Source organism: Pirellulales bacterium, assembly GCA_035533075.1.
GTDB lineage: Bacteria > Planctomycetota > Planctomycetia > Pirellulales > JAICIG01 > DASSFG01.
Genome location: DATLUO010000236.1, coordinates 1 through 11,188, shown reverse-complemented (window position 1 = coordinate 11,188; position 11,188 = coordinate 1). Strand labels below are relative to the sequence as shown.

Sequence of the window (11,188 nt, the reverse complement as noted above, 5' to 3'; positions counted from 1 at the left end):
CTTGTCGTCGTTGAACGCGCGGACCACGTAGTCGCGATATCGCCAGGCATGCGGACGCGGCAGGTCTTGCTCGCGCTTGCCCTCCGAGTCGGCGTAACCGGCGGCGTCGAGCCAATAGCGGCCCCAGCGCTCGCCGTAGCGAGGCGAGGCGAGCAACCGGTCGACCAGCCGCTCGTAGGCGTCGGACCGCTCGTCGGCCAGGAACGCTTCCACCTCGGCCGGCGCGGGCGGCAGGCCGGTCAGGTCGAACGTCGCCCTGCGAAGCAGTGTCAGCCGGTCGGCCGGCGGCGCGAGCGACAGGCCGGGCTGTTCGAGCTTGTGTAAAACGAAGGCGTCGATTGGATTGCGGACTGGACCGGCGTCGCGCACGGCCGGCACGGCTTGCGGTTGCGGCGGGCGAAACGCCCAGAAGTCGCGTTCGCGATCGGTTACCAAGGGATCGGGCGTGGCGCCGGCGACGTCCGGCTCGACGGCGACCTCCGGCGCACCCAGTTCGATCCACCGGGCAAGCGTCGCCGTTTCGGCCGGTTCAATCGGCTTGATGCTGACTTCGACGAGCCGCAGGGGCGGCGGCATTTCTCCGGCGGCGATTCGCTGGATGATGCGGCTCTGTTGGGGCTGACCGTGTACGATCGCCGGTCCCGATTTCCCTCCCCGCAGCATGCCCGCCTTCGTTCGCAGGTCGAGGCCGGCCTCTTGCCGGTTTCGGCCGTGGCAAGGCGAGCAGCGGCGGAGCAGGATTGGCAGCACGTCGTGTTGCGAAGGCGATGCCTGTGCTGCCGGTCCGCTGCCTCCGGTGATTGCACCCTGAGCGATCCAGCGCCGCACCGCTGCGATTTCGCTCTCGCTGAGTGGGTCTTTCTCGTCCGGCGGCATTTCACCGGCCTTCACCTTTTCATAGAGCAGGCTCTCATCCGGCTTGCCCTCGACGACGGCCGGCCCCGACTCGCCACCCTTGAAGAGCGCGGCGTGCGTCGTCAGGTCGAGATCGGCCTTGCGGCCTTCACCGCCGTGGCAGCGCACGCATTTGGCCCGCAGCAAGGGGGCAATGTCGGCTTCGAACGTGGTTTCCGATGGCCCGGCGGCGGCATTCGCATGATGGGCAAGCGCGAGAATCAAGGCAACCACATATCTCGGCGGCGAAACTTTCATTCGCGGTATACAAGCAGGGCCGGTTTCGCCGGTCTTGTGGAAACTTGCTCCTCATTCACTTCCGATTGGCCAGCGTCGCTTGCAAATCCGCTTGCAGGTCGGCCCAGATCGTTTCCAGTTCGTCCCAAGAGAGCGCCTGTAACTGTTTCAACGGCGTGACGTTCTGGCCTAGCGACTTTTGCAGCGATTGAATGTCGCCTCGGCGCGTCCTTGCGCCCCCCGCTTGTTCCGCATCGCTCAAGGCTGCGTTCAGGTCGCGGCGGGCTTTCAGCCGCTCCAGGTAAAGCTCACGTTCGGGATCAGTTCGCGAAATCATAAACAGGTCTCCCAGTGCCCAGCGGACCTCCGGCACATCTAATGGCCCCGGCACGGCTTGCGCGTCAAGCTCTTCGCCGTGCCGCAAGAAGTACAGCCAGCGGTCGAGCGAGGTCGCTAATTCGTCAACTGCCTTGTTGAATTTCGACAATTCCAGGATATGCACTGCCATCTGATCGGTAAAGAGCGTCTGATGGCGCCGCTCGCGTAGCTCAAAGATCAGGTGGTAATCGTCCAGCTCGCGAAAAAGCGGCGTGTCGACAAAGCAAACCGCGATCGTGGGCCGTAAGGCCGGATAGTCTTCGCTTTCGTGCAGTTGGTCCTGGTGCAGCCACGCCCAGTAATAGAGAGCTCGCTGGCGGAACGCCGAGCTGGCCAGCATCTGCATTTCGATAAAAAACTGCCGGCCGCTCTGGTCACATGCCTTGAGATCGACGATGGAGAGTTTGGCGTTGGCGGCGTTCTTTTCGTTGAAGGGCGTGAGCGGCTCGAGGCTGGCGATTTCCTGGCCCTGCGCCGGCAGCAAGACCGCGTTCAGCAGGCTCATCAAGGCCGGCTTGCTCTGCTCGCGGCCAAACACGTGCTTGAAGGCATAATCGACCTTGGGATCCGTCTGCGTTTTCATTCCAACATGATAATCCGAACCGGGCTGCAATGGCAGGTCCAGCAGCGTTGCCGGCGATTGACTACATCCACAACCGTAGTCCCCGCTGACTCTGTCACGCACTGGTACGCTATAATCGGTTCATGCACAGTTGCCCTACCAATACGCGACGGGAATTCATCGAGCGGGCATTTTGCGGCTTCGGCTCGCTGGCGCTGGCGTCGCTCGTGCGCGAGAACGCCGCCCGCGGCGCCAATCCGCTGGCGGCCAAGCCGCCGCACGTGCCGGACGCCAAGGCCAAGGCGGTGATCTTCCTGTTCATGGCCGGCGGCCCAAGTCATATCGAGACCTTCGATCCAAAGCCGCTCTTGAACCAGCTCGACGGGCAGCCGCGGCCGGCACAATTCGGCGAGGCCAAATACCAGTTCATCGCCAAAGACGCCCGGCTGCTGGGCACCAAGCGGCGATTCGATCGCCACGGCCAGAGCGGCATCGAGGTCTCCGACCTGCTGCCGAACGTCGCGCGCCACGTCGACGACCTGGCGGTCGTTCGTTCCTGCCACGGCGACATGGTGGTCCATTCCGCGGCCCAATATCAGTTGTTCAGCGGCCGGACGGTGCCGGGCTTTCCCAGCATGGGATCGTGGCTGATCTACGGATTGGGTTCCGAGAGCGATTCGCTGCCGGCTTATGTGGTCATGCCGGACGGGCACGGCGCGCTCGAAGCCGGCCAGCCGATGTATGCCAACGGTTTTTTGCCGGCCGTTTATCAGCCCACGATGCTCCGTTCGGGCGAGCGGCCGCTGCGCAATCTCGATCTGCCCGCCGGCGTGTCGCGCGAAACCCGGCGGCAGACGGTCGAACTGGTGCGAAAGCTGAACCGGGCCGCGGCCGACGCGGAAGACGACGAGTTGAATGCCCGCATCGGCGCTTACGACCTGGCGTTCAAGATGCAGACCGAGGCGCCCGGCGTGTTCGACCTGAGCCGCGAGACGCAAGCCACGCTCGATCTGTACGGCATCGGCCGCGCGCCGACCGACGACTATGGCCGCCGCTGCCTGCTGGCCCGGCGGCTGGTGGAGAAAGGCGTGCGGTTCGTGGTGGTGGTTTCCGGCGGCGGGCCGGGCAACCTGCAATGGGACGCCCACAACGACATCGAAGAGAACCACCTGCGCATGGCGTCGCAGACCGACCTGCCGGTGGCCGGCCTGCTGGCCGACTTGAAGCGGCGCGGGCTGTTGGAATCGACTTTGCTCTTGTGGGGCGGCGAGTTCGGCCGTTCGCCCGAAGCGCAGGGCGGCAAGGGGCGCGACCACCATAACCTGGGCTTCAGCGTGTGGATGGCCGGCGGCGGCGTCCGCGGCGGCTGCGTGGTGGGCGCCACCGACGAGATCGGCCTGCGAGCGGTCGAGCGGCCGTGTCACTTTCGCGACATTCACACCACGATCCTGCACCAGCTCGGCCTCGATCAGGACGAGTTGAGCTATTTGCACCAGGGCCGCAAAGAGCGGCTGACCGAGGTGCAGGGCGAAGTGATCGGCGAGATCGTGTAGCCGTCAGAGAAACGTGCCTTTGACCGTATCGCGGCGGAGCGTTCCGTGGAAGCGGAGCGAAACGGCTTCGGCGCCGGAGCCGAGCGTGAACTCGAAGGAAAGCTTGTCGGCGGCAAGGAAGGCCTCGCGCAGCGGAACCTCCTCGCCGTCCGGCGCGACGAGCGTGCCCGAAATCTCGTCGCCGGTCCGCGTCAATTTCAACGTCGACTCGAACTCGTCGCCTTCGCCCGTGTCGACCACGAGCGTATAGGTGCGGCTGGTGGACGGTGTCGGCGGCGGGGCGGGCGGGGCGAAATCGCCGGGCGGATAGACGCGGGCCGCCTTGGCCTCGCCCTTTTTCAACAGTTCCAGCACGGCCTTGACGCACTCGTGCTTGAGCCATTCTTTTTCCAGCCGTTCGGCGGCCGACTTGGGCACCAGCTCGATGCCCGGCCCGGCCTCGGCCTGAATCACATTCCCCTTTTGATTGAAAACGGCCCAATAGACGGTGCGGGCATGGCGGCGGGCGTTGTCGCGGATCTTGCTGGCGTCGAGTCCCTTGGTGCGGTTGCCGTTCACGCGCAGCAGTTCGGCGCGCTCGAACGTGAGCGTCAAAACATTCCAGTCTTTGCCGAAAAGGGCCATACCCGGTCTCCAATCGCGCCGCGTTCCGTCACGATACTTCGGCGCAGCCGATGTTTCAACAGGGGAATTCAGAGATGGGGGATGAGAGATGGCACGACGCTCGCCACGAGGTGCGGCCGGGCGTCGCCAGCGAGAATCGGGGCTATTGGCCGCTGAGACGCCGCCGGAATTCGATACGCTCTGAACCGTTGAGATCGAGCACGTTTACCGTGACTCTGCCGATGGGCGTCAGGCCAAGGACCGCCGCACCCGTCCAGGCGAAATGCTCATCCCTATCGTGCGTGCGGGGATTGAACAGCGCAGTGAGATCGCCGCTTTCCGGGTCGAGCCCCGCGAGGTTGGTTCCTTTGTGCAAATTGCAATCGACGCACGCCAATGCGAGGTTCACGGCCGGACCACCTTGCTCGGATCGTTCTTCCAGCCGAAGCGTTTGTAGAACTCGCGGGGCGTGAGGGTTTCCTGGCCGGCGGCGGTTTTGATGACGTAGACGATTTCTTTCTCGGCGCCGCGCGTGCCGAGCCAATGCCCGTCGCCGCTCACCATCACCGCTTGCCCGTGACCCAACATTCAGGACTGATCAGCACGAAGTTCGTGGAGCAATTGGTCGTCGCGGACGATTCGCAGGCCGTGGACGGCGGCAAATGCCAGCACGCCTGGATCAAAAAAGTGTTGGTCCCGAGTAGTGAGTATGCTCGCCTGGCCGCCGATGGCAGTAATTAACACGAAGTCATCTTTCGGATCGCTCGGGATAACTCGCGGCAGCGATTGCGGTATCCGCACAATGATCGCCACCTTGTACAAAGATGAAATGAAGCGGCGAATGCCATGTTCGTCGCGGCCGTGCAGCGATTGAATTCGAGGGCGCCGCAAAACGTCGAGTGTTTCAACCAGCAAGGGATACGATGCGACAAGAGCGTGACCCAGTCGGATGCGCCGCAACAATTCCGACGCGAGTCCATTCGGATTGATTGCCGCGCGCACAAGCACATTCGTATCGCAAACGATTTTCATCGACCGAGACCATAACGCACCGCCGCGGATTCAGAGTCGATGACTTCGTCGATCTGTTCCGGCGACAGTCCGGCTTGCGCCGCATGTTGCTGCATCTGACCGATGATCGATTCGAGCTCGTCCCATGCCGCGCATTGCTCGGCCGCCGCGGGTTCCGTCTTCACGCCGAGCGCCGCGATGTAGAGCACGTCTCCGCCAGACAGCGGATGGCCGACAATCGCCTCGACCGCGGAGCGAGCGTCTGCCGATAGATCGGATACGTTGTGTAGACACCTTTCCATCTGACGTCTCCAGTTAGTCATGCCCCTCCGTCATTCTTCCATCTTTCCTTCTTTACGGCAACACGACCTTGCTCGGGTCGTTCTTCCATCCAAAGCGCTTGTAGAACTCGCGGGGCGAGTGGGTCTCTTGTCCTTGGGCGGTTTGGATGACGTAGACGATTCCTTTCTCGGCGCCGCGCGTGCCGAGCCAATTGGTCGCTCGCCGCTCACCACCACCGCTTGCCCGTGACCACCCGCGTACAGGTGGTGGCCGCGGCCAGATAACGGCCGTCGGGCGAAAAGTTCGCCAGACGCAGGTCGTGCGGTGTGCGGCCACGACGCGGCGCCTTGGCCCCACCATCAATCCGTGGCACGCTCGTTCACCTCAGGCGGGAACACGCCTTCGGCGATGAGCTGCGCCCGATGTCGAACCCGATGGGACGAGTTGATGCCGAGCACGGCAATGGTCGCTCGGCCGATGGCCGTGCGCCCGACGAGCACCGGTCCGTTCCAGCGGAAGTGCCGGTCCCACTTGTGGCGGCGGGGATTGAATAGCCAAGTGCGCCGCCGGGTCATCGGATCGATTCCTGCCAGATTCGGACCTTTATGGTGGTTGTCGGCAAAGCACGCCAGCGCGAGGTTGCCTGCAACCGTCTTGCCCCCGTGCTGTACCGCGATGATGTGGTCGATCTCGAACGGAAGCTCGTCGTAGGCCTGCGGCATCCGGCAGTATGCGCAGCAGTCGCTAGCGCGCTGCCATACAAACTCGCTTAGAGCGATGTCCATGGCCGGTCAAGCGTCGCGGCTCGAACGTTTAAGGACCTGTCGAGCTCTCGATTTGAGCGTGGAAAGAATCGAACCCGCACGCTCGTAATTGTCCATCGCCATGTCTTCTTCCGGCGTGAGCTTCCCTGCGCGGGCTTTGGCAGAAAGTTCACGCATCCGGCTGACTTCGTCCTCGGGGAACGAAAGTTTGAGGATGGCACGGGCAACAGGCGGCGAGAGATCGTCGTCCGGATGAAGGATGCGCAGCCAGACTTCCGCCTCTGTTTTCGGCGCCAGTGATGCCTTTTTCATATAAGTTGGATTGTACGCCGAACGCATCGTCGTTCAAAGAGCGCATTCCTTTGCCGCCGCTTACTAGGGCAACTTCACTTTGCCAGGGTCGTTTTTCCATCCAAACCGTTTGTAGAACTCGCGGGGCGTGAGGGTTTCCTGGCCGGCGGCGGTTTTGATGACGTAGGCGATTTCTTTCTCGGCGCCGCGCGTGCCCAGCCAATGCCCCTCGGCGCTCACCACCACCGCTTGCCCGTGACCCAATGGCACCACGCTCGCCACCAGGTGCAATTTTGGATTTTGGAGGTTGTCAGTTGTCAGTTGTCCGTCGTCCGTTGCAACTGACGACGGACCACGGACGACGGACGTTCCTGATGCCCGACGCCTGACGCCTGACGCCTTTTCCTGCGCCGCGGCATTCAACTCCGCCAGATCCCACACCCGCGTACAGGTCGTGGCCGCGGCCAGATAGCGGCCGTCGGGCGAAAAGTTGGCGGGGCGAAGCGCCTGCGACGTGTGGTCCAGTCGCGGCGCCTCGGCCAACCGCTCGCCGGTCGTGGTATCGAACACATAAACCGCCGCCCGGTCCAGCACCTTCAGCATGCGGCCCTCGGCCGACCAGTGCAGCGCGGCGATTTCGGGATCTTGCGGGCCGCCGTTGCACGGCAATTCACGCAGAATCTTGACTCTGTAGGGAACGCCCTCTGTGGCGTTCCGAAGGTTGCGTTAACGTCCGGTGTTGTTCAGTTTTCGACTTTGCCTCATCCGACACGAATGATGGTATAATACCAAGTGGGGCTTTGAGGGATCGCAAATGAAAACCGATATCGCCATCATCGACAAAGGCCGTGGCCCACAGCTCTCTACGAGCCGCATCACCGTGCAGGATTTGGTGCCGTATTTCCAACTGAATTACAGTTACGATGAAATCCTGGAGATCATGCCATCGCTTTCCGTGGCCGAGATTCAAGAGGTCGAGCGGTATGTCGAAGAGCATCGCGAAGAGGTGCTGGAGGAGGACCGCCGGATTCGCGAGCGGAACGCCACCCGCCGAAACCCGCCGCAGGTCGAAGAAAGTCGGCGGCGTGTGCGCGAAAAATGGCCGGCTCTGCAGAAAGCCTACGAAAAATACTGCGGCCAGGAGCCGAATGGTGACGGGAATCTTAGCTGACGTGAACATCGAAGGGCACGTTGACTATTTGATCGATCTTGCTATATCGGACGAGTGGATCGAGTTTTGGACGTTTCTCGAATTGACCTACGCGAGGTTTGCCGATGTCGGGCTGCATGATGACGCGAGCGATTCCGAAATCTGGCGAGTCTGCCAGGAAAAAGGCTACCTGCTCATTACCGGCAACAGAAATAACGATGGTCCAGACTCGCTCGAGTCTACAATTCGTAGCCGCGGGACCGCGGATAGCCTTCCGGTGCTGACACTTGCCGACCCCGAGCGCGTTCGCCGCGATCGACTATACGCCGGCGGGGTCGTTCTGTCGCTGATGGAGACCTTAATGGATATTGATGCCTCCCGTGGCGCGGGAAGATTGTATCTGCCGTGACTGCCAATCACGCGGGAGATCTTGGCGCCCTTCGTGCTTCCGTCAAGCCAGCGAGGACGGCCAAGTGGCTACTCCGGCAACACCACCTTGCTCGGATCGTTCTTCCAGCCGAAGCGTTTGTAGAATTCGCGGGGAGTGAGGGTCTCTTGTCCTTGGGCGGTTTTGATGACGTAGACGATTTCTTTCTCGGCGCCGCGCGTGCCGAGCCAATTGGTCGCTCGCCGCTCACCATCACCGCTTGCCCGTGACCCAAAGGCACGACGCTCGCCACCAGGTGCAGTTTTGGTTCAGGGGCTGGAGGCTGGGGGCTAGGGACTTGGGACGGCGGCGACGCCGCGTCGATGGTTCCCTCTCCCTCTGGGAGAGGGCTAGGGTGAGGGCGTGTTGCGTCGCTGCTCGGCGTACCATCGTCACCCTCTTCAGCCTTTTGTCTTCTGCCTTCCGCCTTTCGTGCCGCCTCATTCAACTCCGAGCAATCCCACACTCGGGTACACGTTGTCGCCACCGCCAGATAGCGGCCATCGGGCGAAAAGTTCGCCGGGCGCAGATCATGCGGCGTGCGGTCCAGTCGCGGCGTCTCGGCCAACAATTCGCCCGTCGCCGCATTGCCGCCTGTTCTTGGATTGGCCCTAAAACCAGCGGATTTGAGTCACAAGGCACCCTGCCGTATAATGCTGGATGTTACGAATCAGACCATTACCGCCGCTAGGGAGATGTATCCAGTGTCAACGGATTCCGCCTTCGACCTGCGTACCGCTTTACACGTGCGGGCCACGGTGCAAGTGGGCAACAAGATCGAGATTGCCTCCGACCAATTGCGGGAGGGCGACCGCGTCGATGTTTTTCTGGTCGTGTCGGAAACGGCGAATCCGTCGGCTCCGTCGCTGGTCGACTTTCTCGATTCCCTACCGTCTGGCCCGCGTTCCTACCCGACATGGGAGGAAGCTGAGCAGGGCTTCCAGGATGACCGCAATTCATGGGATCGTTAAGGCTTCCCGCTTCGGGCGTCGTGTACGCCGACACGCAGGTTTTCATCTACAGCGTCGAGAAACATCCCATTTATTCGCCGCTGTTGCGACCGCTTTGGTGCGACGTCCAATCGGGCCGCGTGGAAATGGTGAGCAGCGAGTTGGCGATGATGGACAAACCGCTTGTAGAACTCGCGGGGCGTGAGGGTTTCTTGCCCGGCGGCGGTTCGGATGACGTAGACGATTTCTTTCTCGGCGCCGCGCGTGCCGAGCCAATGCCCGTCGCCGCTGACCACCACCGCTTGCCCGTGCCCCAACGGCACGACGCTGGCCACCAGACGCAATTTTGGATTTTCGATTTTGGATTTTGGATTGGGCGGGGAGGTGTTAGGACTTGGGTCTTTGGTCTTAGCAGTCCCGTCTGTCCGCGGGCTTGGGCTAGGATGAGGGCTCGCCGCGTTGCCTTCCGGCGCGCCATCAACTTCTGATGCCTGACGCCTGATACCTGACGCCTTTTCTTCCGCCGCCTCATTCAACTCCGCCAGATCCCACACCCGCGTACACGTCGTGGCCACCGCCAGAAAGCGCCCGTCGGGCGAAAAGTTGCTGGATGAGTTGGATTCATGGCAAGTAAAGTCGTCCGGCGCCTCGATAGCAATCCATGTCGAGCAGGATTTCAAGGAGCGAGGCGACGACCCGTTCCGCGTATTCCCGGTCGTTGCGGAAGCGTTCCGCGTCGGCCAAAGTTAGCACGGGCAGGCTGTCGCTTGTGGCTCGTTCACGGATCGTTGCTTCCAGCGAGGCGGCGCCCTTTTGATTGCGATTGCTGGTGATGAGCACGTAGCCATTATTCTGGCAGCATTGCCAGACCACATCGTCAGTGTCGTCAGCGGCAAGCCCGATTTCTTTGAACGTCGCGTAGCGAATGCCAAGCGCCTGCCAAAATTCGATCCACGCTTTCGATGTGAGAAGATCGAAGAGGAAGTCGAGATGCCCTTCGATATTAGCGTCAGCCAGAATGCCCGTCACCGTTTGCAACCTCGGTGAGGCGTTGCCGCAGTCTTTCCTGAATCGCCGGCCATTTCTCTTGCGTGCGCCTGCGCAGTTCTTCCACGTGCGGCGGGTTGCGGCGCGTGGCGTTGACATCGCGTATCCGGCGATCTTCCGCCATGACCTCGTCGTAATTCTCTTTTACGTAGCACTGGATGGCTTTGATTTCGTCAACAGAAAGCGACGGCATGATTCTCAGAATTTCGTCGTAGCCGCACTTCAATTGCAAGTATGGCACGACATCCTGCACGGTAATCCGGCTGGTGGAGAGCTGCGGCCCTCGGCCCCTGTCGACAATGGTGATCTCGGCGTTCACAGTGAGGATCCTCCCTTCGAGTCTTGTTTATTGTATCGTTTTTAACGTGCCGATAGAAGTGTCGATTTGCCGTTGGAAACCTCGCTCGGTTCGCGTGGTGGCCAATGCCCGCCTCACGGCAACACTACTTTGTTCGGATCGTTCTTCCAACCAAACCGCTTGTAGAACTCGCGCGGCGTGAGGGTTTCTTGCCCGGCGGCGGTTCGGATGACGTAGACGATTTCTTTCTCGGCGCCGCGCGTGCCGAGCCAATGCCCGTCGCCGCTCACCACCACCGCTTGCCCGTGACCCAAAGGCACCACGCTCGCCACGAGGTGCAATTTTGGATTTTCGATTTTGGATTTTGGATTGGAAGGGGAGGTCTTAGGACTTGGGTCTTGGGTCTTAGCAGTCCCGTCTGTCCGCGGGCTTGGGCTAGGATGAGGGCTCGCCGCGTTGCCTTCCGGCTCGCCATCAACTTCTGATGCCTGACGCCTGACGCCTGACGCCTTTCGTTCCGCCGCCTCGTTCAGCTCCGCCAGATCCCACACCCGCGTGCAGGTCGTGGCCACGGCCAGATAGCGGCCGTCGGGCGAAAAGTTCGCGGGGCGATGTCCGTGAGGCGTGCGGTCCAGGCGCGGGGCCTCGGCCAAGCGTTCGCCGGTTGTGGCGTCGAAGACATACACCGCCGCGCGGTCGAGCACCTGCAGCGTGCGGCCGTCGGCCGACCAGCGCAAGGCG

19 protein-coding genes are annotated in these 11,188 nt (G+C 62.0%); 4 read left to right on the top strand and 15 right to left on the bottom strand.

All coding sequences use genetic code 11. From position 1 onward, the window contains the following. On the bottom strand, nucleotides 1-1,119 hold a 1,119-nt coding region (locus VNH11_29725), incomplete at its 3' end, for a DUF1549 domain-containing protein (protein HVA50562.1). 88 nt (nucleotides 1,120-1,207) lie between these two features. Next, nucleotides 1,208-2,092 (bottom strand): Rpn family recombination-promoting nuclease/putative transposase, encoded by an 885-nt coding sequence (locus tag VNH11_29720; GenBank protein HVA50561.1) that lies wholly within the window; start codon nucleotides 2,090-2,092, stop codon nucleotides 1,208-1,210. Between the two features lie 122 nt (nucleotides 2,093-2,214). Here VNH11_29720 and VNH11_29715 point away from each other — a divergent pair, with 122 nt between their 5' ends. Further along, entirely contained in the window at nucleotides 2,215-3,624 is a 1,410-nt protein-coding gene (locus tag VNH11_29715; GenBank protein HVA50560.1) for a DUF1501 domain-containing protein, read from the top strand. A 3-nt stretch (nucleotides 3,625-3,627) separates the two neighbouring features. Here the strand turns inward: VNH11_29715 and VNH11_29710 are convergent, their stop codons facing one another. The 9 genes from VNH11_29710 to VNH11_29670 all read right to left on the bottom strand — a co-directional run bounded on the left by VNH11_29710 (nucleotide 3,628) and on the right by VNH11_29670 (nucleotide 7,244). Continuing rightward, complete coding sequence (locus VNH11_29710) at nucleotides 3,628-4,248, bottom strand: hypothetical protein (GenBank protein ID HVA50559.1); 621 nt, start codon at nucleotides 4,246-4,248, stop codon at nucleotides 3,628-3,630. A 142-nt stretch (nucleotides 4,249-4,390) separates the two neighbouring features. Further along, nucleotides 4,391-4,636, bottom strand: a complete 246-nt coding sequence (locus VNH11_29705; protein ID HVA50558.1) for a hypothetical protein — start codon at nucleotides 4,634-4,636, stop codon at nucleotides 4,391-4,393. Beyond that, nucleotides 4,633-4,815, bottom strand: coding sequence for a hypothetical protein (locus tag VNH11_29700; protein HVA50557.1), 183 nt, complete (start codon nucleotides 4,813-4,815; stop codon nucleotides 4,633-4,635). Before VNH11_29700 ends, VNH11_29705 begins: the two co-directional genes overlap by 4 nt. Next, nucleotides 4,816-5,259 carry a putative toxin-antitoxin system toxin component, PIN family gene (locus VNH11_29695; GenBank protein HVA50556.1) on the bottom strand — a complete coding sequence of 148 codons (444 nt, stop codon included), beginning with the start codon at nucleotides 5,257-5,259 and terminating at the stop codon, nucleotides 4,816-4,818. Then, nucleotides 5,256-5,540, bottom strand: a complete 285-nt coding sequence (locus VNH11_29690) for a hypothetical protein (GenBank protein HVA50555.1) — start codon at nucleotides 5,538-5,540, stop codon at nucleotides 5,256-5,258. Before VNH11_29690 ends, VNH11_29695 begins: the two co-directional genes overlap by 4 nt. A gap of 206 nt (nucleotides 5,541-5,746) precedes the next feature. Then, a complete protein-coding gene (locus tag VNH11_29685; GenBank protein HVA50554.1) occupies nucleotides 5,747-5,893 on the bottom strand; it encodes a hypothetical protein in 147 nt (48 codons plus the stop codon). Next, on the bottom strand, nucleotides 5,880-6,305 hold the full coding sequence (locus VNH11_29680) for an HNH endonuclease signature motif containing protein (GenBank protein HVA50553.1): 426 nt from the start codon (nucleotides 6,303-6,305) through the stop codon (nucleotides 5,880-5,882). Before VNH11_29680 ends, VNH11_29685 begins: the two co-directional genes overlap by 14 nt. A gap of 6 nt (nucleotides 6,306-6,311) precedes the next feature. Then, nucleotides 6,312-6,596 carry a hypothetical protein gene (locus VNH11_29675; protein ID HVA50552.1) on the bottom strand — a complete coding sequence of 95 codons (285 nt, stop codon included), beginning with the start codon at nucleotides 6,594-6,596 and terminating at the stop codon, nucleotides 6,312-6,314. 63 nt (nucleotides 6,597-6,659) lie between these two features. After that, the gene (locus VNH11_29670) at nucleotides 6,660-7,244 is read right to left on the bottom strand and encodes a hypothetical protein (GenBank protein HVA50551.1); all 585 of its coding nucleotides are present in this window, start codon (nucleotides 7,242-7,244) and stop codon (nucleotides 6,660-6,662) included. A 145-nt stretch (nucleotides 7,245-7,389) separates the two neighbouring features. On the opposite strand from VNH11_29670, the gene VNH11_29665 reads away from it, so the two are divergent. From VNH11_29665 to VNH11_29655, 3 genes are all read left to right on the top strand, one after another. Beyond that, a complete protein-coding gene (locus tag VNH11_29665) occupies nucleotides 7,390-7,746 on the top strand; it encodes a DUF433 domain-containing protein (protein HVA50550.1) in 357 nt (118 codons plus the stop codon). Further along, nucleotides 7,724-8,134, top strand: a complete 411-nt coding sequence (locus VNH11_29660) for a DUF5615 family PIN-like protein (protein ID HVA50549.1) — start codon at nucleotides 7,724-7,726, stop codon at nucleotides 8,132-8,134. The genes VNH11_29665 and VNH11_29660 overlap by 23 nt, the downstream gene beginning before the upstream one ends. 722 nt (nucleotides 8,135-8,856) lie before the next feature. Further along, on the top strand, nucleotides 8,857-9,123 hold the full coding sequence (locus VNH11_29655; GenBank protein HVA50548.1) for a hypothetical protein: 267 nt from the start codon (nucleotides 8,857-8,859) through the stop codon (nucleotides 9,121-9,123). Here the strand turns inward: VNH11_29655 and VNH11_29650 are convergent. The 4 genes from VNH11_29650 to VNH11_29635 all read right to left on the bottom strand — a co-directional run. After that, a complete protein-coding gene (locus tag VNH11_29650; GenBank protein HVA50547.1) occupies nucleotides 9,120-9,446 on the bottom strand; it encodes a hypothetical protein in 327 nt (108 codons plus the stop codon). The two genes, VNH11_29655 and VNH11_29650, sit on opposite strands and share 4 nt — an antisense overlap. 277 nt (nucleotides 9,447-9,723) lie before the next feature. Continuing rightward, nucleotides 9,724-10,131, bottom strand: a complete 408-nt coding sequence (locus VNH11_29645) for a DUF5615 family PIN-like protein (GenBank protein ID HVA50546.1) — start codon at nucleotides 10,129-10,131, stop codon at nucleotides 9,724-9,726. After that, nucleotides 10,112-10,468, bottom strand: coding sequence for a hypothetical protein (locus VNH11_29640; protein HVA50545.1), 357 nt, complete (start codon nucleotides 10,466-10,468; stop codon nucleotides 10,112-10,114). The genes VNH11_29645 and VNH11_29640 overlap by 20 nt, the downstream gene beginning before the upstream one ends. A 113-nt stretch (nucleotides 10,469-10,581) precedes the next feature. After that, nucleotides 10,582-11,188 (bottom strand): hypothetical protein (locus tag VNH11_29635; GenBank protein ID HVA50544.1); only part of this gene is annotated, 607 nt, incomplete at its 5' end.

Bases quoted from the DNA above. Each gene is read 5' to 3' on its own strand.
- VNH11_29680 (HVA50553.1), bottom strand. From the start codon at position 6,305: ATGGACATCGCTCTAAGCGAGTTTGTATGGCAGCGCGCTAGCGACTGC.
- VNH11_29715 (HVA50560.1), top strand. From the start codon at position 2,215: ATGCACAGTTGCCCTACCAATACGCGACGGGAATTCATCGAGCGGGCA.
- VNH11_29690 (HVA50555.1), bottom strand. From the start codon at position 5,540: ATGGAAAGGTGTCTACACAACGTATCCGATCTATCGGCAGACGCTCGC.
- VNH11_29675 (HVA50552.1), bottom strand. From the start codon at position 6,596: ATGAAAAAGGCATCACTGGCGCCGAAAACAGAGGCGGAAGTCTGGCTG.
- VNH11_29720 (HVA50561.1), bottom strand. From the start codon at position 2,092: ATGAAAACGCAGACGGATCCCAAGGTCGATTATGCCTTCAAGCACGTG.
- VNH11_29660 (HVA50549.1), top strand. From the start codon at position 7,724: ATGGTGACGGGAATCTTAGCTGACGTGAACATCGAAGGGCACGTTGAC.
- VNH11_29665 (HVA50550.1), top strand. From the start codon at position 7,390: ATGAAAACCGATATCGCCATCATCGACAAAGGCCGTGGCCCACAGCTC.
- VNH11_29710 (HVA50559.1), bottom strand. From the start codon at position 4,248: ATGGCCCTTTTCGGCAAAGACTGGAATGTTTTGACGCTCACGTTCGAG.
- VNH11_29695 (HVA50556.1), bottom strand. From the start codon at position 5,259: ATGAAAATCGTTTGCGATACGAATGTGCTTGTGCGCGCGGCAATCAAT.
- VNH11_29700 (HVA50557.1), bottom strand. From the start codon at position 4,815: ATGTTGGGTCACGGGCAAGCGGTGATGGTGAGCGGCGACGGGCATTGG.